This is a genomic window from Duganella sp. Root1480D1 (genome assembly GCF_001427305.1).
GTDB lineage: Bacteria > Pseudomonadota > Gammaproteobacteria > Burkholderiales > Burkholderiaceae_D > Rugamonas.
The window spans coordinates 1-21,561 of sequence record NZ_LMFZ01000027.1 but is presented as its reverse complement, the minus strand read 5'-3'; the positions used below and the strand labels follow the sequence as shown (position 1 = coordinate 21,561).

2 protein-coding genes and 5 pseudogenes are annotated in these 21,561 nt (G+C 70.1%); all 7 read left to right on the top strand.

Annotated elements, in window-relative coordinates:
• Positions 1 to 942: condensation domain-containing protein (locus ASD58_RS20720; protein ID WP_156401404.1), on the top strand; the 942-nt coding region annotated here is incomplete at its 5' end.
• Positions 842 to 1,303: pseudogene (locus ASD58_RS32855) on the top strand (AMP-binding protein); the annotation flags it as partial. The gene ASD58_RS20720 and the pseudogene ASD58_RS32855, both read left to right, overlap by 101 nt.
• Positions 1,304 to 1,655: 352 nt before the next feature.
• Positions 1,656 to 2,176: pseudogene (locus tag ASD58_RS32850) on the top strand (AMP-binding protein); the annotation flags it as partial.
• A gap of 16 nt (positions 2,177 to 2,192) precedes the next feature.
• Positions 2,193 to 2,423, top strand: a pseudogene (locus ASD58_RS32845) (hypothetical protein); the annotation flags it as partial.
• Between the two features lie 10 nt (positions 2,424 to 2,433).
• Complete coding sequence (locus ASD58_RS20705; protein ID WP_057263128.1) at positions 2,434 to 9,285, top strand: non-ribosomal peptide synthetase; 6,852 nt, start codon at positions 2,434 to 2,436, stop codon at positions 9,283 to 9,285.
• Positions 9,215 to 19,193: pseudogene (locus ASD58_RS32320) on the top strand (amino acid adenylation domain-containing protein). The gene ASD58_RS20705 and the pseudogene ASD58_RS32320 overlap by 71 nt, the downstream one beginning before the upstream one ends.
• Positions 19,114 to 21,561, top strand: a pseudogene (locus ASD58_RS30680) (condensation domain-containing protein); the annotation flags it as partial. The pseudogenes ASD58_RS32320 and ASD58_RS30680, both read left to right, overlap by 80 nt.

Here is a 21,561-nt window from a genome sequence, read left to right as displayed (position 1 = left end):
CGCGCCGAAGTCGAGCCGCTGATCGGCTTCTTCGTCAACACCTTAGCCATGCGCGTCCAGCTGGACGGCGCACCGAGCGTGGCGCAGTTGCTGGAGCGCGTCAAGCAAGTGGCGCTGGGCGCCTACGCCCACCAGGACCTGCCGTTCGAGCAAGTGGTAGAGGCGCTCAAGCCGGTGCGCAGCCTGGCCCACAGCCCGGTATTCCAGGCCATGCTGACCATGAACGTGGCCAGCGAGCAAAGCCAGCAGTTGCCTGGGCTGACGCTGAGCGGCATGGAGCAAAGTGTTGGCGCGACCAAATTCGACCTGACCCTGGCACTGCTGGATCAAGGCGAGGAGATCGGCGCCTCGATCATCTATGCCAGCGACCTGTTCGAGGCGTCCAGCGTGGCGCGCATCGGCAGCATGCTGGTGACGCTGCTGTGCGCCATGGTGGCGACGCCGCAAGAGGCAACCAGCCGCCTCCCTCTGCTGGACGCGGCGCAGCGCACGCGCCTGCTGGACAGTTTCAACGAGACCGATTGCGCCTTCCCCGAGCAGGCCACCATACACAACCTGTTTGCAGCCCAGGCGCAGGCCCAGCCGGAAGCGCCGGCTGTGGTGTGCGAGGGCCGCTACCTGAGCTACGGCGAGCTGGAACGACGCGCCAATCAGGTGGCGCACGGCCTGCTGGCGCGCGGCGCCGGCCCCGGCGTGGCGGTGGCGCTGTGCGTCGAGCGCAGCGTGGAGATGGTGGTGGGCCTGCTGGGCATCCTGAAGGCACCAGGTGGCGCACGGCCTGCTGGCGCGCGGCGCCGGCCCCGGCGTGGCGGTGGCGCTGTGCGTCGAGCGCAGCGTGGAGATGGTGGTGGGCCTGCTGGGCATCCTGAAGGCGGGCGCGGCCTATGTGCCGCTCGACCCGCACAACCCGCCGCAGCGCCTGGCCTACCTGCTGCAGGATAGCGCGCCGCTGCTGGTGCTGACGCAGCAGGCCGTGGCCGGCAGCGTGCCGGCCGCGGGCGYGCCGGTGCTGGCCCTGGACGACGRCAGCTGGGACGCCTGGCCYGCCACGGCGCCCGCCAGCGCCGCCGACGCCAGTTCGCTGGCCTATATCATCTACACCTCCGGCTCGACCGGCAACGCCAAGGGCGTGATGGTGGAGCACCGCTCGGCGGTGAACTTCTGGCAGCAGATGGCGCGCAGCACGCACGCCATGCTGGCGCCGCGTTCGGCGGTGGCATTGAACGCTTCGTTTGCCTTCGACATGTCGCTCAAGGGCTTGCTGCAGCTGCTGTCGGGCCACTGCGTGCACATCGTGCCGCAGGCGATCCGTGCCGACGGCGCGGCCATGTTGGGCTTCCTGGCGCAGCATGCCATTGCCGCCTTCCGCCAAGGGCGTGATGGTGGAGCACCGCTCGGCGGTGAACTTCTGGCAGCAGATGGCGCGCAGCACGCACGCCATGCTGGCGCCGCGTTCGGCGGTGGCGCTGAACGCTTCGTTTGCCTTCGACATGTCGCTCAAGGGCTTGCTGCAGCTACTGTCGGGCCACTGCGTGCACATCGTGCCGCAGGCGATCCGTGCCGACGGCGCGGCCATGCTGGCCTTCCTGGCGCAGCACGCCATTGCCGCCTTCGACTGCACGCCGTCGCAACTGGAAGTGCTGCTCGATGCCGGCTTGCTGGAGCAGGCCTGGCAGCCGGCCAGCGTGCTGATCGGCGGCGAAGCAGTGGGGCAGGCCATGTGGGACCGTCTGCGCGCGGCGCCGCACAGCGCCTTCTTCAATATGTACGGCCCGACCGAGTGCACGGTGGACGCCACGYTGTGCCGCATCGCGGCCGATGCGCCGGCGCCGCATATCGGGCGGCCGCTGGCGAATATGCGCGTCTACATCCTGGACGGGCAGGGCCAGCCGGTGCCGGTCGGGGTGGCCGGCGAACTGCACGTGGGCGGCGTCGGCGTGGCGCGCGGCTACYTGAACMGGCCGGAACTGACGGCCGAGCGCTTCATTGCCAATCCTTTCGGTGCGGGCCGGCTGTACAAGACCGGCGACCTGGGACGCTGGCGCGACGACGGCAGCATCGAATACCTGGGCCGCAACGACTTCCAGGTCAAGCTGCGCGGTTTCCGCATTGAACTGGGCGAGATCGAGGCGGCGCTGGCAGCCTGCGCCGGGGTGCGCGAGGCGCTGGTGCTGGCNGACTTCCAGGTCAAGCTGCGCGGTTTCCGCATTGAACTGGGCGAGATCGAGGCGGCGCTGGCAGCCTGCGCCGGGGTGCGCGAGGCGCTGGTGCTGGCGCGCGAGGACGTGCCGGGCGAAGTGCGCCTGGTGGCCTACCTGCTGCCGCAGGAAGGCGTGCAGCTGGAGGCGGCGGAACTGCGCCAGCAGGTGGCCGGGGCGCTGGCCGATTACATGGTGCCGTCGGCATTCGTGACGCTGGCGGCCNCAGGAAGGCGTGCAGCTGGAGGCGGCGGAACTGCGCCAGCAGGTGGCCGGGGCGCTGGCCGATTACATGGTGCCGTCGGCATTCGTGACGCTGGCGGCCATCCCGCTCAACGCCAACGGTAAGGTGGACCGCAGGGCGCTGCCGGCGCCGGAGCAGGAAGACCTGGCGCGCCAGCGCTACGAAGCCCCTTGCGGCGAAGTGGAACAACAGGTGGCACAGATCTGGCAGGATTTGCTTGGGGTCGAGCAAGTCGGACGCCAAGACCACTTCTTCGAACTGGGCGGACATTCGCTGCTTGCAGTACGGGTGGTGGCGCAGCTGCGCAACGCCCTCGGGATCGAGGTGCCGATGCGCGACGTATTCCTGCATCCGCGACTGGCGCAGTTCGCCGCTGCCGCGCTGTCGACCAGGCGCGCTACGCTGGCGGCGATCCCGCTGGCCGACCGTAGCCAGCCGCTGCCCTTGTCGTGGGCGCAGCAGCGCCTGTGGTTCCTGGCCCAGCTGGACCAGGCGGCGGGCGCCGCCTACCATATGCCGGCCGCGATCCGCCTGGAAGGGGAGCTGGAGCGGGACGCCTTGCAGGCTGCGCTGGACCGCGTCATTGCGCGCCACGAAAACCTGCGCACCTGTTTCGTCACTGACGGCGAGCAGACCGTGCAGCGCATCCTGCCCGAGCACAGCGGTTGCCCTTTGCTGCTGCAGGACCTGAGCGCACTGCCAGAGCCGCAGCGCAGTGAAGCCGCCGCGCGGCTTGCCAACGAAGAGGCGGCGGAACCCTTCAACCTGGCCACCGGACCGCTGGTGCGGGGCCGCCTGCTGCGTTTGGGTGAACGCGAGCATTTGCTGCTGGTCACCATGCATCACATCGTGTCCGACGGCTGGTCCAAGGCCATCTTCGTGCGCGAGATGGCGCAGCTGTATACCGCCTTCAGCCAAGGCGCGGCAGACCCGTTGCCGCCGCTGGCGATCCAGTACGCCGACTACGCGGCCTGGCAGCGCGCCCAGGTGCAGGGCGCTGCGCTGCAGGACCAGCTCGCGTTCTGGCAAGCGCACCTGCACGGCGCGCCGACCATGCTGACGCTGCCGGCCGACCGTGCCCGCCCCGCCGTACAGAGTTATGCCGGCGGCAGCGTGCCGCTGTTGCTGGACGGCGCGCTGGTGGCCGGCTTGCGCGAACTGGGCCGGCGCCATGGCTGCACCCTGTTCATGACCCTGCTGGCCGGCTGGTCGGCCCTGCTGGGCCGCCTGGCGGGCCAGGGCCAGGTAGTGGTCGGTACGCCGGCAGCCACCCGCCAGCGCGCCGAGCTGGAACCCCTGATCGGCTACTTCCTCAATACCCTGGCGATCCAGGTCGACCTGCAGGCCGCCCCGAGCGTGGCCGGACTGCTGGCGCAAGTACGCAGCAGCACCCTGGACGCCTACGCCAACCAGGAAGTGCCGTTCGAAATGGTGCTGGACGCAGTCAAGCCTGAGCGCAGCCTGAGCCACAACCCGCTGTTCCAGGCGGTGCTCATGCTGAACAACACGCCGCAACACGGGGTGCAGTCCCTGCGTGGCTTGTCGGTCAGCGCGGTGGCGCAGGACGACGCGACGGCACAGTTCGACCTGGCGCTGGTGCTGGCGGAAGACGAGCACGGCATTGCCGGCCAACTGAAGTTCGCCAGCGACCTGTTCGAGGCTGCCACGGTGGAGCGCTGGAGCGGTCATCTGCTGACGCTGCTGTCGGCGATGGTGGCCGACCCTGAATGCCCGGTGGAGCGGTTGCCGCTGCTGGCACCGCAGCAAAGCAGGCAGCTGCTCGAGGACTGGAACCAGTCCGCCCAAGCCTACCCGCTCGAGCAGACTTTCGATCAATTGTTCCGCGCCCAGGTGGCGCGCTATCCGCAGCATATCGCGGCGGCCTGTGCCGACGAGCGCCTGAGCTATCAGGAACTGGACCAGCGCGCTGCCCGCCTGGCGCAAGCCGTGCTGGCGGCCGGCGCCACGCGCGACACGCTGGTGACGCTGCTGTGCGAGCGCGACCTGCGCCTGCTGGCAGCCATGACCGGCGTGCTGCGCGCGGGCGCCGCTTTCCTGCCGCTGGACGCCAACCATCCGCCGGCGCGACTGCGCGAAGTGATGGACGCGAGCGCTTCGCCGCTGGTGCTGGTGGCGCGCAGCTGCCTGCCGGTGCTGGCAGCGATTGCCGGCGCGGGCCAGCCGCTGCCGCCGCACCTGGTGCTGGACGACTGCTGGCTGGCCGGGCCGGCCCCCGAGCTGGCGCCGCGCGGCGCGCCGCAAGACCTGGCCTACGTGATCTTCACCTCCGGCTCGACCGGCAAGCCGAAGGGGGCGATGGTCGAGCAATACGGCATGCTGAACCATATGTTCGGCAAGCTCTCCACCATGGCGATCGGCGCCGGCGATACGCTGGCGCAGACCGCCTCGCCAGCCTTCGACATCTGCGTCTGGCAGTTCCTGTCGGCCCTGCTGGTCGGCGGCACCACCGATGTGCTGCCGGACGAGGTGGCCTACGACCCGGCGCAATTGCTGGGCGCCTGCAGCGCGCGCGGCGTCACGCTGCTGCAGACCGTGCCGAGCATGATGCGCAGCATGCTTGACGTCTGCCCACCCGGGCTCGCCTTGCCGGGCCTGCGCTGGCTGATCCCGACCGGCGAGGCGCTGACGCCGGCGCTGACCCAGGAATGGTTCGCCCGCTTCCCGGCGGTCCCGCTGATGAACGTGTACGGGCCGGCCGAGTGTTCGGACGACGTTACCTACCACGCCATGCTGGCGCCGCCGCCGCCCGAGGCGGCGATCCCGATCGGCCGGCCGACGCCGAACAACCGCATCTTCATCCTGGACCGCCACCTGCAGCCGGTGCCGGTCGGCGTGGTCGGCGAAATCTGCGTCGACGGCGCCGGTGTCGGGCGCGGCTACCTGGACAACCCGGAGCAGACGGCGCGCGCTTTCGTCCCGCATCCGTTCCAGCCGGGACAGCGCTTCTACCGTACCGGCGACCTGGGACGCTACCGCGCCGACGGCATCATCGAGTTCTGCGGCCGCATCGATCACCAGATCAAGCTGCGCGGCTTCCGCATCGAGCTGGGCGAAATCGAGGCCAAGCTGGCGGCCTGCCGCGGCGTGCGCGAAGCGCTGGTGCTGGCGCGCGAAGACGTGGCAGGCGCGCCGCGCCTGGCGGCCTACCTGCTGGCGCAACCGAACGCCGAGCTGTCGGCGGCTGCCGTGCGGGCTGAACTGGGCGCCGTGCTGCCCGACTATATGGTGCCGGCCGCCTTCGTCATGCTGGACGCCTTCCCGCTCACGCCGAACGGCAAGATCGACCGCAAGGCGCTGCCGGCGCCCGACCTGGACCTGCTGGCCGGCCGCCAGCATGAGGCGCCGGCCGGCGCGCTGGAAGAAGCGCTGGCGGGCATCTGGCAGGACGTGCTCGGCGTGACCGCAGTGGGGCGGGGCGATCACTTTTTCGAACTGGGCGGGCATTCCCTGCTGGCGGCCCAGCTGATTTCGCGCATCCGTGCCAGCCTTGGCGTCGAGGTGGCGCTGCGCGACCTGTTCGCCCAGCCCGGCTTCAGCGGCTTTGCCGACGTGGTGCGTGCCGCCGGCGCGGCCAGCGGCGCGCCGCTGGCGCCGGCAGCGCGCGGCGCCACGGCCCCGCTATCCTGGGCCCAGCAGCGGCTCTGGTTCCTGGCCCAGCTCGACGAGGCCGCCACGCTCGCCTACAACATGCCTAACGCGTTGGCGCTGGACGGGGCGCTGGACCGCGCTGCGCTGCAAGCGGCGCTGGACCGCGTGGTGGCGCGCCACGAAGTGCTGCGCACGCGCTTCGTGAGCGACGGCGAGACGGCGCAGGCCCTGGCCGACGGCCCCGCCAGCTTCGCGCTGGACTACCACGACCTGGGTGCGCTGGCCGGACACGAACAGGAGTGCGCCGTCGAGCGCCACCGCCTGGACGAGGCGCGCACCGCCTTCGACCTGCGCAGCGGGCCGCTGATCCGCGGCCGCCTGCTGCGCCTGGGCCAGCAGGCCCACGTGCTGCTGCTGACCAAACACCATATCGTCTCGGACGGCTGGTCGGCCGGCATCTTCATCCGCGAAGTCAGCACGCTGTATGCGGCCTATTGCGCCGGCGCGCCCGACCCGCTGCCGCCGCTGCCGCTGCAGTATGCCGACTACGCCATCTGGCAGCGCAGCGTGCTGCAGGGCGAGGTGCTGCGCGAGCAGGCCGCGTTCTGGCGGCAGCACCTGGAGGGCGCCCCGGCGCTGATCGAATTGCCGACCGACCGCCCGCGCCCGCCGCAGCAAAGCTATGCCGGCAGCACCCTGCGTTTTAACCTGGATGCCAGCCTGACGGCGGACCTGCGGGCGCTGGGCATGCGCCACGGCGCCACCCTGTTCATGACCTTGCTGAGCGGCTGGTCGCTGCTGCTCGCACGCTGGAGCGGCCAGTCGGACATCGTGGTCGGTACCACGGCAGCCAACCGCCAGCGCAGCGAAGTGGAAGGCCTGATCGGCTTCTTCGTCAACACCCAGGCGCTGCGCGTGCGGCTGCCGCGCGAGGCGACGGTGGCCGAGCTGCTGGCCCAGGTACGCGAAACCACGCTGCAGGCGCAGGAGCGCCAGGACTTGCCTTTCGAGCAGGTAGTGGAAGCGGTCAACCCGCCGCGCAGCCTGACGCACAGTCCCTTGTTCCAGACCATGCTGACGCTGAACAATACGCCGGCCGGCGCCAGCCTGGCGCTGCCGGGCCTGACGCTGACCAGCCTGGACGACGGCGCGGCCAGCACGCGCTTCGATCTGACGCTGGCGGTCACCGAGGGCGATGGCCGGCTGCACCTGCAGCTGCAGTATGCCAGCGCGTTGTTCGACGCAGCCACGGTGCAGCGCATGGCGGGCCACTTCCAGGTAGTGCTGCAGGCCATGGCGGCCGACGCGGCGCAGCCGCTGCACGCAGTGCGCTGGCTGGGCGAGCAGGAACGGCGGCAGCTGCTGGACGGGTTCAATCCGCCGCAACTGCCGGCCGCCGCCGGCGCGCTGGCGCACCAGCCGTTCGAGGACATGGCGGCGCGCCATCCTGCCGCGCCGGCGCTGGTCACGGCGGACGGCACGCTGAGCTACGCCGAACTCGATGCGCGCGCCAACCGCCTGGCGCGCCGCCTGCAGGCGGCCGGCGTGGCGCCGGGCGAGCGCGTGGCGCTGTGCGCCGAACGCAGCGCCGAGATGGTGGTGGGCCTGCTGGCCGTGCTCAAGGCCGGCGGCGCCGTGGTGCCGCTCGATCCCTCGTATCCGGCGGCGCGCCTGGCGCACATTTTCCAGGACAGCGCGCCGCTGGCGCTGCTGGTCAGCAGCCCGCTGCGCGCCTTGCTGCCGCCGCTGGCAGTGCCGGTATTGCTGCTGGACCAGGCGCCGCAGCAGGTGCCGGAGCCGGACAGCGCCTACCTGCCGCCGCCCGCGCTGCGTGCCGACCATCCGGCCTACCTGATCTACACTTCCGGTTCGACCGGCACGCCGAAAGGTGTGCTGTGCCCGCATGGCGCCCTGCACAACCTGGTAGGCGCGCTGCTGGCCACCTATGGCATGGGGCAGGACAGCCGCCTGCTGCAGATGCTGCCGATCGGCTTCGACGTCGGCATTTCGGAAATCCTGCTGGCGCTGTCCTGCGGCGGCCAGCTGCACCTGGCCGAACGCGAGCAAGCGCTGGGCGGCGCGCTGGCGGCCACCTTGCGCCAGCGCGGCATCAGCCACGTGCACCTGCCGCCAGCGCTGCTGGCCACCCTGGCGCCGCAGGAGATGCCGGCCGGCCTGCACATCGTCACCGGCGGTGAAGCGTTGCCGCCGGCGCTGGCGCGCGAATGGTCGGCCCATTTCCCGCTGTATAACTCGTATGGCCCGACCGAGACCACGGTGTGCGCCACGGTCCAGCGCTGCCGGCCGGAACAGCAGGGCTCGGTGCCGATCGGGCGGCCGCTGGCCAATGTCCGCCTGTATATCCTCGATGCCGACGGCGCGCCGGTGGCGGCCGGGGTGATCGGCGAAATCCATATCGGTGGCGCCGGCGTCGCGCACGGCTACTGGCGCCTGCCGGAGCAGAGCGCGCAGCGCTTCGTTCCTGACCCGTTCCTGGGCGGCGCCGCCAGGATGTACCGCAGCGGCGACCTGGGGCGCTGGCTGGCCGACGGCAGCATCGAATATCACGGCCGCAACGACCAGCAGATCAAGCTGCGCGGGCACCGCATCGAACCGGGCGAAATCGAACAGCGGCTGGCGGCCTGCGACGGCGTGCGCGAAGCGGCGGTGGCGGTGCGCGCAGACCAGGCCGGCCGCAAGCGCCTACTGGCCTGGGTGGCCGGGCCGCAGCACGGCACCCTCGATGTGGCGGCCCTGCGGCGGCGCCTGGCGGGCGAACTGCCCGACTACATGGTGCCGGCGGCGATTGTCGCGCTGGCGGCGCTGCCGCTAACCGCGCACGGCAAAGTCGACCACAGCGCGCTGCCCGAGCCGGCTGGCGCCGGCAGCGCGGCGGACCAGGTGCCGCCGCAAGGCGACATCGAGCAGGCGCTGGCGCGCATCTGGCAGGAATTGCTGGGTACGGCGCCGATCGGGCGCCATGCCCACTTCTTCGAGCTGGGCGGCCATTCGCTGCTGGCGGTGCAGATGCTGGGCCGCATCCGCGAGCAGTTCGAGGTCGAGCTGCCGCTGAAGACGCTGTTCCAGCACCCGCAGCTGTCCGACCTGGCCGATGCGCTGGTGGCCCTGCAACTGGCCTTGTACGCCGACACCGACGGTCTCGATGACGAGATCGATTCACTATCCGAAACTGAATTGCTGGCGCTACTGTCGGCAGGAGATGGCAATGTCTGAGCACGTCAACGCAGCAGAACTGGAAAGACTCAAACGCGCGGCGAAGCTGAAGAAGCTGCAGGAGCGCAATGCGCCACGCCGTGCCGGTGCCAGCCAGGTGCGCATCGGCCGCGCCGAGCGCAACGGCAAGCTGCCCCTGTCGTGGGCCCAGCAGCGCCTCTGGTTCCTGACGCAGATGGACCGCGCCGCCGGCGCCGCCTACCACATGCCGGTCGGCCTGCGCCTGCAGGGCAGTCTCGACGTGGCGGCGCTGCAGGCCACCCTGGACCGTATCGTGGCGCGCCACGAAGTGCTGCGCACCCGCTTCGCGCTGGCCGATGGCCAGCCGGTGCAGCTGATCGATGACCCGGATTGCGGCTTCCTGCTGCAACGCGAAGACCTGTCGCAACTGGCGCCGCCGGCGCGCGAGGCGGCCTGGCGCGGCGCCGTCGCCGACGAGGCGGCAGCCCCGTTCGACCTGGCGGCCGGCCCGCTGATCCGCGGCCGCCTGCTGCAGCTGGCGCACGACGAGCATGTGCTGCTGGTGACCATGCACCACATCGTCTCGGACGGCTGGTCGATGGGGGTGCTGGTGCGCGAAGTGAGTGCCCTGTATGCGGCCTTCAGCCAGGGCCAGCCCGATCCGCTGCCGCCGCTGGCGATCCAGTACGCCGACTACGCCGTCTGGCAACGCGCCTGGCTGCAGGGCGACGAGCTGCGGCGCCAGGCCGATTTCTGGAAGGCGCACCTGGCCGGCGCGCCGGCCCTGCTGGAACTGCCTGGCGCGCGCCCGCGGCCCGCAGTGCAAAGCTACCAGGGCGGCAATATCAGCTTCGCGCTCGACGACGCGCTGGCGGCACAGCTGCGCGCATTGACCCAGCAGCATGGCTGCACCATGTTCATGACCCTGCTGGCCGGCTGGTCGATCCTGATGGGCCGCCTGGCCGGCCAGGACGAGATCGTGACCGGCACCGGCGTGGCCAACCGCCAGCGCAGCGAGAGCGAAGCCCTGATCGGCTTCTTCGTCAACACGCTGGCGCTGCGGGTCAGCCTGGCGGGCAACCCCAGCGTCGCCCAGCTGCTGGCCCAGGTGCGCGACAATACCCTGGGCGCTTACGAGCACCAGGACTTGCCGTTCGAGCAGGTGGTGGAGCTGGTCAATCCGCCGCGCAGCATGGCGCACAGCCCGGTGTTCCAGACCAACCTGACCATGAACCACAGCGGTGGCGGCGGCGGCGCCAGCCTTCAGCTGCCGGGCCTGGACCTGAGCAGCATCGCGTTCAGCGAAGGCACCAGCAAGTTCGACCTGACGCTGCACGTGACCGACAATGGCGACACCATTTCGGCCAACCTGCAGTTTGCGCGCGACTTGTTCGACGAGGCTTGCGCGCTGAGGATGGCCGGGCAGTACCGCGAGTTGCTGGGTGCCATGGTGCGCGACCCGGCGCAGGCGGTTGGCGCCCTGCCGCTGATGGACGCGCAGCAGCGCCAGACTGTCCTTGACGCCGGCAACGGGCCGGTGATGGCGCTGCCCGCGCCGGGCTTCGCCCATGGCATGTTCGAAGCGCTGGCGGCGCGCCAGCCCGACGCCACCGCCGTGGTGTGCGGCGGGCAGCACCTCGGCTACCAGGAATTGAACGAGCGCGCCAACCGCCTGGCCCACCTGCTGCTCGGCATGGGTGTACAGCCCGACGACCGGGTGGCGATCTGCGCCGGGCGCAGCGTCGAAATGGTGGTGGCGGTGCTGGCCGTGCTCAAGGCCGGCGCCGCTTTGGTGCCGCTCGACCCGTCCTACCCGGCCGAGCGGCTGGCGCACATGCTGCGCGACAGCGCGCCGGTGGCGCTGCTGACCCAGGCCGCGCTGGAAGACGAGCTGCCGGCCAGCAGCCTGCTGCGGGTCGTGCTGCTGGACGACGACGCCTACGGCGACCTGGGCGCCATGGCGCGCCAGCCGGCCGTCAACCCGGACTTGCCGGCTGCCGGCCTGGGCCCGCAGCACCTGGCCTATGTGCTGTACACCTCGGGCTCGACCGGCGTGCCGAAGGGCGTGATGAACCACCACCGCGCCCTGTGCAATATGGCCATGGGCCTGATCGAGGCCTATGGCGTGCAGCCCGACAGCCGGGTGCTGCAATTCATGGCCTTCGGCTTCGACGTCTGCCTGTCGGAACTGATGCTGGCCCTGTGCAGCGGCGCCAGCCTGCACCTGTGCGAGCGCGCGGAGCTGCTGAGCCACGCCCTGCCGGCCACCCTGCACCAGCATGGCATCACCCATGCCACGCTGCCGCCGGCCATGCTGGCCACGCTCGACCCGCAGCAATTGCCGGACGGCTTGCACGTGATCACCGGCGGCGAAGCCCTGCCGCCCGCACTGGCGCAGCGCTGGTCGGCGCGCTTCGCCCTGTACAACTCCTACGGCCCGACTGAAACTACGGTCTGCAGCTCGCTCTACCGCTGCCAGGCTGGCGACAGCGGCGCAGTGCCGATCGGGCGCCCGGTCGCCAATGCCCGCATCTACATCCTCGACGCCCACGGCCAGCCGGTGCCGCCCGGCGTGATCGGTGAAATCCATATCGGCGGTGCCGGCGTGGCGCGCGGCTACCTGAACCTGCCCGAGCAGAGCGCTCAGCGCTTCCTGGCCGACCCGTTTGCTGGCGGCGAGGAGCGCATGTACCGCAGCGGCGACCTGGGGCGCTGGCTGCCCGACGGCAATATCGACTACTGCGGCCGCAACGATTTCCAGGTCAAGCTGCGCGGCCACCGCATCGAGCTGGGCGAAATCGAAAACCGCCTGGCCACCTGCGACGGCGTGCGCGAAGCGGTGGTGCTGGCGCGCCAGGAGCAGTCGGGCGAGAAGCGCCTGGTGGCCTACCTGGTGACGCAGCCGGAGGCCGCGCTGGAGGTGGCCACCCTGCGCCAGGCGCTGTCTCGCGTTCTGCCGGAATACATGCTGCCGGCAGCCTTCGTCATGCTCGACGCGCTGCCGCTGACGGCGCACGGCAAGGTCGACCGCAAGGCGCTGCCGGCGCCCGACGGCGACGCCGTGCCGCGCGGCCAGTACCATGCGCCGCAGGGCGAAGTCGAACAAACGCTGGCGCAGATCTGGCAGGAGCTGCTGGGTGTGCCGCGCGTGGGCCGCGACGACAATTTCTTCGACCTGGGCGGCCACTCGCTGATGGTGGTCAACCTGATCGAGCGCATGCGCCAGGCCGGCCTGCAGGCCGACATCGGAGCCCTGTTCAACACCCCGACCATCGCCCAGCTGGCCGCCAGTGTCGGCCTTGACGCCGGCGTGCAGGTGCCGCCGGCCGCCATTCCCGCCGGGGCCCAGGCCATCACGCCGGACATGCTGCCGCTGGTGGCGTTGAGCCAGCAGGCCATCGACGGCCTGCTGGCGCGCGTGCCCGGCGGCGCCGCCGCCGTGCAGGACATTTATCCGCTGGCGCCGCTGCAGGAAGGCATGCTGTTCCACCACCTGATGGGCGAGCAAGGCGACCCCTACCTGTCGCCCAGCCTGCTGGCCTTCGACAGCCGCCAGCGCCTGGACGGCTTCCTGGCAGCGCTGCAGGTGGTGATCGAGCGGCACGACATCCTGCGCACGGCCATTCATTGGGAGGGGCTGGACGCTGCGCTGCAAGTGGTGCTGCGCCAGGCACCGCTGGCGGTGCAGGAAGTGGCGCTCGACCCGCAGCAGGGTGACGCCGCACAGCAGCTGATGGCCCGCTTCGACGCGCGCAGCTACCGGCTGGACCTGGCCCAGGCCCCGCTGCTGCGCGCCTTCGTGGCCCGCGACACGGCACAGCAGCGCTGGCTGCTGCTGATCCTGATGCACCATATGGTGATCGACCACACCACGATGCAGGGCGTGATCGGCGAAATCCTGGCCGTGCTGGCGGGACAGGCGCTGGCGCCGGCGGTGCCGTTCCGCAATTACGTGGCGCAGACCCGCCTGGGGCTGGCAACCGATGCGCACGAGGCATATTTCCGCCAGGCGCTGGGCGATATCGCGGAACCGTGTGCCCCCTACGATGTGTTCGACCTGCAAGGCGACGGCAGCGCCGTCGGCGAGGCGCGCCTCGACCTAGCGCCGGCGCTGGCACAGGCGCTGCGGCGCCACACGCGCGCACTGGGCGTCAGCCCGGCGGCCATGCTGCACCTGGGCTGGGGTTTGGTGCTGAGCAAGCTGACCGGACGCGAGCAGGTAGTGTTCGGCACCGTGCTGTTCGGCCGCATGCAGGGCGGCGCCGGCGCCGACCGCGCGCTCGGGATGTTCATCAATACGCTGCCGCTGCGGCTCGACATCGACGCCACGGCGGTGGACGATGCGCTGCGCGCCAGCCATGCCCGCCTGAGCGGGCTGCTGCAGCACGAACACGCCTCGCTGGCGCTGGCCCAGCGCTGCAGTGGCGTGCCGGTGCAGACGCCGCTGTTTACCACCCTGTTCAACTATCGCCACGCCCAGGCCGCCGGCGCCGAGCAGGCCGCCGCCCCGGCGGCGCCCGGCATCGAGCTGCTGACGGCGCAGGAGCGTACCAATTACCCGATTTCGATGTCGGTGGACGACCAAGGCGACGGCTTCGTGCTGCGCGCCCAGACCGTGGCCGGCATCGACGGCGCCCGCCTGTGCGGCTACCTGGAGCAGGCCCTGCAGCAACTGGCGCAGGCGCTGGATGGCGCACCGCGCACGGCGTTGCTCAGCCTGCCGGTGGTGCCGGCGGCGGAACGCCAGGTGCTGCTGGAAGACTGCAACGCCAGCGCGCTCGAGGTACCGGACGATGGCGGCGCCCACGCCTGGTTCGAACGCCAGGCCGCGCTGCGGCCGGACGCCATCGCGCTGCGCCACGGCGACATTGCGCTCAGCTACCGGGAACTGAACCAGCAGGCCAACCGCCTGGCCCACGGCCTGGCCGCGCGCGGCGTCGGCCCCGGCGGCCTGGTGGCGGTCTGCATCGAGCGCTCGCCGGCCATGGTGACGGCATTGCTGGCGGCGTGGAAGGCGGGCGCCGCCTACCTGCCGCTTGATCCGCAATACCCGGCCGAGCGCCTGGCGTATATGCTGGAAGACGGCCGGCCCGATATCGTGCTGACCGAGCAAGCGCTGCGCGCGCGCCTGCCGCTGGGCGGCTGCGCCAGCCTGTGCCTGGACAGCGAGTGGGAACAGCTGGCGTCACTGCCGGACAGCAATCCTGCGCTGGCGCTGCCGGCGCAGGCGCCGGCCTATGTGATCTACACCTCGGGCTCCACCGGCCGCCCGAAAGGGGTGGAAGTGGGGCGCCGTGCGCTGGCCAACTTCCTGTTCAGCATGCAGCGCGAGCCCGGCTTGACGGCAGAGGACGTGGTGCTGAACGTGACGCCGCTCTCGTTCGACATCGCCGGGCTGGAACTGTGGCTGCCGCTGACCGTGGGCGCCAGCGTGGTGTTGGCCGATCCGGCGCGCACTGCCGACCCGCACTACCTGCATGAGACGTTGGCCACGCACCAGGTCAGCCTGATGCAAGCCACGCCATCGACCTGGCGCATCGTGTGCGAGCTGGGCTGGCCGCGACTGGCACGCCCGCTGACCGTCCTGTGCGGTGGCGAGGCACTGCCGCCGGACCTGCTTGGCGTGTTGTTGCGCCATGTTCCCGCTGTGTGGAATATGTATGGGCCGACCGAGACCACGATCTGGTCCAGCCTGTGCCGCCTCGACGCCAGCCAGGCGCGCATCAGCATTGGCCGGCCGATTGCCAACACGCGCCTGTACTTGCTCGATGCGCAATTGCAGCCGGTACCGATGGGAGTGCAGGGCGAACTGTTCGTTGCCGGCGCCGGGCTGGCGCACGGCTACCTGCGCCGCCCGGAACTGACGGCCGAGCGCTTCCTGCCCGATCCGTTCGGCGCCCCGGGCCAACGCATGTACCGCACCGGCGACCTGGCGCGCCGCATGGCGGACGGCAATATCGAGTACCTGGGCCGCATCGACCAGCAGGTCAAGATCCGCGGCTTCCGCATCGAACCGGGTGAAGTCGAGCATGTGCTGGCCGGGCTGCCCGGCGTGAAAGAAGCGGTGGTGGTGGCGGGCCAGGATGGCGCCGGCGACAAGCGCCTGGTGGCCTACGTGGTGCCGCAGCAGGGCGGCAGCGATGCCGGCCCGGCCATGAGCCTGTTCTATTTTGGGGCCGACACTTATGCCGAGGGCGACAAATACGCGCTGTACCTGCAGTCGGCGCGCTTCGCCGATGAGCATGGCTTCGAAGCGATCTGGACGCCGGAGCGCCATTTCCATGAAGTGGGCAGCCTGTATCCCAATCCGTCCGTGCTGAACGCGGCCCTGGCAACCATGACGTCGCGCGTGCAGTTGCGGGCCGGCAGCGTGGTGCTGCCGCTGCACAACCCGATCCGCGTGGCGGAAGAGTGGGCGGTGGTCGACAACCTCTCGCATGGCCGGGTCGGCATGGCCGTGGCCACCGGCTGGCACCCGCGCGACTTCGTGCTGGCGCCGGACAACTTCGCCGCGCGCCGCACCGCGACCGCCGATGGTTTGGCCAGGTTGCGCGCGCTGTGGCGCGGCGACAGCGTCACTTGCCAGGACGGCAATGGCATGCCGGCCGATATCCGCATCTATCCGCGCCCGCTGCAGGCCGAGCTTCCACTGTGGATCACGGCGGCCGGCAACGCGGAAACCTTCGAGCTGGCGGGCAGCCTGGGCTTGAACGTGCTGACCCACTTGCTGGGCCAGACCTTGCCCAAGCTGGCCGACAAGATCGCGCTGTACCGCGAGGCGCGCCGCCGGGCTGGCTTCGACCCGGCCGGCGGCAAGGTCAGCCTGATGGTGCACACCTTCGTCGGCGACGATTTCGAGGCCACACTGGAGCGCGCGCGCGCGCCGTTCATGCGCTATATGCGTTCGCACCTTGGCTTGCTGGAGTCGCTGGTGCAAAGCCTGGAGCTGCCGATCGAGCGGCCGAGCGAGCAGGACCTCGAGAACATCGTGTCGGTCGCCTTCGAGCGCTATTCGCGCACGGCGTCGCTGATCGGCACCCCTGAGACCTGCCTGCCGGTGATGCGCACCCTGTCGGGCATCGGCGTGGACGAGGTGGCCTGCCTGATCGACTGGATGGACGCCGAGGACGCCCTGGCCGGACTGGAACCACTGGACCGCCTGCGCGCGGCCGCGCGCGTCCAGCGGCCGGACAGCGACAGCCTGCGCCAGCAGCTGAAAGGGCGCCTGCCCGACTATATGATGCCGGCAGCCTTGCTGCTGCTGGACGCCCTGCCGCTGACGCCGAATGGCAAGCTCGATCGGAAGGCGCTGCCGGCGCCGGACATGGCGCTGCTGGCACGCCGCCAGTACGAGCCGCCGCAGGGCGAGCTGGAACAGACCATCGCGGCCGTGTGGCAGGATTTGCTGAAGCTGGAGCGGGTGGGGCGGCACGACCACTTCTTCGAGCTGGGCGGGCACTCGCTGTCGGCGGTGCAGCTGATTTCGCGCCTGCGCCAGGTGGTGGGCGTCGACGTCGGCATCCGCGAACTGTTCGCCCAGCCGACGCTGGAAGGCTTCGCGCGCTGCGTGATGCAGGCGCGCGGCAGCGCCATGACGGCCATCGCGCCGGCCGACCGCAACGGACCGTTGCCGCTGTCCTGGTCGCAGCAACGCCTGTGGTTCCTCGACCAGCTGGACCAGGCCGCCGGCGCGGCCTACCACACGCCGCTGGCCTTGCGGCTGCGCGGTGCGCTGGACAGCGCGGCCCTGCAAGCTGCGCTGGACCGCATCGTGGCCCGCCACGAAAACCTGCGCACCTGCTTCGTGGGCGCCGACGGCGGACCGCTGCAACGCATTGCGCCGCCGGACGCGGGTTTCGCGCTGGCGCGCCACGACCTGCGTGCGCTGGGCGGGCATGAACAGGAAGCTGCCGTCGCGCGCCAGGTGCAGGCGGAGGCGCTGGCGCGCTTCGACCTGGAGCGCGGCCCCTTGATCCGCGGGCGCCTGCTGGCATTGTCCGGGCAGGAGCACGTGCTGCTGGTCACCATGCACCACATCATTTCCGACGGCTGGTCGGTTGGCATCCTGGTGCGCGAAGTCAGCGCATTGTATGCCGCCCTGAGCCAGGGCGAAGCAGACCCCTTGCCGCCGCTGGCGCTGCAGTATGCCGATTACGCGGCGTGGCAGCGCGGCTGGCTGCAGGGCGAACGGCTGCAAGAACAACTCGCGTTCTGGACCAGTCACCTGAGCGGGGCACCGGCGCTGCTGGCCATACCGACCGACCGCCCGCGCCAGGGCCGGCAAAGCTATGCCGGCGCCAGCCACGAGGTGGCGCTGCCGGCTGGGCTGACCTCAGCGCTGCGCAAGTTCAGTGCGCGCCATGGCGTAACCCTGTTCATGTCGGCGCTTACCGGCTGGGCAATCCTGCTGTCGCGCCTGAGCGGGCAGGACGACGTGGTGATCGGCACTTCGGTGGCCAACCGCCAGCGCAGCGAGGTCGAGGCCCTGATTGGCTTCTTCCTCAATACGCTGGCGCTGCGCGTGCGGCTGGACGAGCAGCCAAGCGTGGCCCAGCTGCTGCAGCAGGTGCGCGCATCCACCCTGGACGCCTACGAACACCAGGACCTGCCTTTTGAACAGGTGGTGGAAGCCGTCAATCCGCCGCGCAGCCTGGGCCACAGCCCGATCTTCCAGGCGATGTTTGTGATGAACAACATGCCGACCACCGGCGACGGTGGCATGGCCGGGCTGACGCTGGAAACCGTGCCGCAGGTCGCCACCACCACCCAATTCGACCTGTCGCTGTCATTGGTGGATGGCGGCGAGACGATCCACGGCAGCCTGACCTACGCCAGCGACCTGTTCGACGCTGCCAGCATCGAGCGGCTGGCGGGCCAGTTACAGGCCGTGCTGGCGGCCATGGTGGCCGACGATGCGCAGCCCGTGGCTGCCTTGCCGCTGCTCGACGAAACGGGGCGCAGGCAAGTGCTGTTGGACTTCAATGCCAGTGCCGCCGACTTGCCGCAGGACGTGCTGGTGCACCAGCTGTTCGAAGCGCGCGTGCTGGCCCAGCCCGACGCGCCGGCGCTGCGCTTTGGCGATGAGCTGCTCAGTTACGACGAATTGAACCGGCGCGCCAACCGCGTCGCGCACCGCCTGCTGGCGCTTGGGGTCAAGCCCGACACGCGGGTGGCGATCTGCATGGAGCGCGGCATCGAGAAAGGCCGGCGGTGCTTATGTGCCGCTCGATCCAGCCTATCCGGCCGAACGCCTGGCGCATATGTTCGCCGACAGCGCCCCGGCGGCGCTGCTGACGCAACCCTGGCTGCAGGACGGCTTGCCGCCAATCGGGGTGCCGGTGCTAGCACTCGACGCGCAGGCCACGGCCTGCGCCGGAGAATCGGAAGGCAATCCCGATGCGGCTTCCCTCGGCCTCGGCTCGCAGCACCTGGCCTATGTGATCTACACCTCCGGCTCGACCGGCCTGCCCAAGGGCGCGATGAACGAACACCGCGCCGTGGTCAATCGCCTGTGCTGGGCCTGGCAGGAGTACGGCATCGGCAGCGCGGACCGCGTGCTGCAGAAGACCCCATTCGGCTTCGACGTCTCGGTCTGGGAATTCTTCCTGCCGCTGGCGGCGGGCGCGCAACTGGTGCTGGCCCGTCCGGGCGGCCACCAGGATGCGGGTTACCTGGCCGGCCTGGTGCAGGAGGCCGGCATCACGGCCATGCACTTCGTGCCATCGATGCTGCAACTGTTCCTCGAGCATGCCGACCTCTCGTGCTGCGGCACGCTGCGCCGGCATCACGGCCATGCACTTCGTGCCATCGATGCTGCAACTGTTCCTCGAGCATGCCGACCTCTCGTGCTGCGGCACGCTGCGCCAGGTGCTTTGCAGCGGCGAAGCGCTGCCTTACGCGCTGCAGCAGCAATTCCTGGCGCGCCTGCCGGCCGTGGCCCTGCATAACTTGTACGGACCGACCGAGGCGGCAATCGACGTCACGGCCTGGCGCTGCACGGCGCAGGGCCCGGCGGGCAAGGTGCCGATCGGTTATCCGATTGCCAACGTGCAGATGTATGTGCTCGACAGCGGCATGGCCCCGGTACCGGTGGGTGTGGCGGGCGAGCTGTACATCGGCGGCGTGGCGGTGGGCCGCGGTTACCTGAACCGTCCGGAACTGACTGCCGAACGTTTCATGGACAACCCGTTTGCGCCGGGCCGGCTGTACCGCACCGGCGACCTGGCGCGCTGGCTGCCTGACGGGGCCATCGAGTACCTGGGCCGCAACGACTTCCAGGTGAAGATCCGCGGCCTGCGCATCGAGCTGGGCGAGATCGAGGCGCAGTTGCAGGACTGCGCCGGGGTGCGCGAGGCGGTGGTGGTGGCGCGCAGCGATGCGGCCGGCGGGCAACGCCTGGTAGCCTACCTGACGGCGCAGGCTGAAGCGGCCGCCGGATTGCTGGAACCGGCGACCTTGCGCCAGGCGCTGGCGCGCCGGCTAGCCGATTACATGATCCCGAGCGCCTTCGTGCTGCTGGAGGCTCTGCCGCTGTCGGCCAACGGCAAGCTCGATCGCAAGGCCTTGCCGGCACCGGACGAGGCGGCATTGGCGGCGCGGCCTTATGAGGAACCGCAGGGCGAGGCGGAGCAGGTGCTGGCGCAGGTCTGGCAAGAGCTGCTGGGCGTGGAGCGGGTCGGACGCCACGACCACTTCTTCGAGCTGGGCGGGCATTCGCTGCTGGCGGTGCAAGTGGTATCGCGCCTGCGCCAAGTGCTGCAGGTCGAACTAGCGCTGCGCGAGCTGTTCGAGCAGCCGCTGCTGAAGGATCTGGCGCTGCGCGTAGGCGCTGGACGGGACACCCAGCTGGGAGCGATCGAACCGATCGACCGCAGCCAGCCTGTGCCGCTGTCTTGGGCGCAGCAGCGCCTGTGGTTCCTGGACCAGCTGGACCATGCCGCAAGCGTGGCGTACCACTTGCCGGCCGGCCTGCGCCTGCAAGGTGAACTGGACAAGAAGGCCCTGGCGGCGGCACTGGACCGCGTGGTGGCACGCCACGAAAGCCTGCGCACTACGTTTGTGCTGGCCGATGGCCAGCCCTTGCAACATATCGCGCCGGCCGATTGCGGCTTCACCCTGGTGCAGCAGGACCTGAGCGAGCTGAGCGGGCACGAGCGTGCTTTCGCCGTCGAGCGCATGGCGCTGGAAGAATCGCGCGCGCTGTTCGACCTGGCGCAGGGGCCGCTGATCCGCGGCCGCCTGCTCGTGCTTGGGGAACAGGAACACGTGTTGCTGATTACGCAGCACCATATCATTTCCGACGCATGGTCGATTGCCACCCTGATTCGCGAAGTGAGCACCCTGTATCGCGCCTTCAGCCAGGGTGAAAGCGATCCGCTGCCGCCGCTTGCCGTGCACTATGCCGATTACGCCGCATGGCAGCGTGCATGGCTGCAGGGGGCGGAACTGCAACGGCAGCTGGACTTCTGGCAGGCCCACCTGGAGGGTGCTCCGACCCTGCTGGAGCTGCCAACCGATCGCGCACGTCCTGCGGTGCAGAGCTACGCTGGCGGCAACGAGAGCTTGACCTTGCCCGAATCGCTGGTCTCGGCGCTGCGTGCGCTGGGCAAGCAGCAAGGAACGACGCTGTTCATGACGCTGCTGGCCGGCTGGTCGCTGCTGCTGTCGCGCCTGAGCGGACAGGACGAGGTGGTGATCGGCACGCCGGTGGCCAACCGCCAGCGCAGCGAAGTGGAAGGCATGATCGGCTTCTTCGTCAACACGCTGGCCCTGCGCGTGTGCCGTTCGAGCAGGTAGTGGAAATGCTCAAGCCGGAACGCAGCCTGGGCCACAGCCCGATCTTCCAGGTCGTGCTGTCGATGAACAACACACCCGACAGCGGAGAGCTGGCGCTGCGAGGCTTGACGATTGGCGGCCTGGCCCAGGACAACACGACCACGCAATTCGATCTGTCGTTGTCGCTGGTCGACAACGGCGAAGTCGTCGCGGGCAACCTGACCTATGCCAGCGACCTGTTCGACAAATCCAGCATCCAGCGCCTGCTGGCACGCTGGCAGCACGTGCTGGCCGCCATGGCCGCCTCTCCGCAACTGCCATTGCAGCAGTTGGCCATGAACGGCGAAGCGGAAATGCAGCAACTGCTGCACGACTTCAATGCCACGGCTCGTGCCTACCCTGGCGAAAGCCTGGTGCATGCCGAGTTTGCGCGGCTGGCAGCGGCGCAGCCGCAGGCGCCAGCCCTGATCGGCGAGCAGGGTTCGGTCTCCTATGGCGAATTGAATGCGCGCGCCAACCGCCTGGCGCACTACTTGCGCG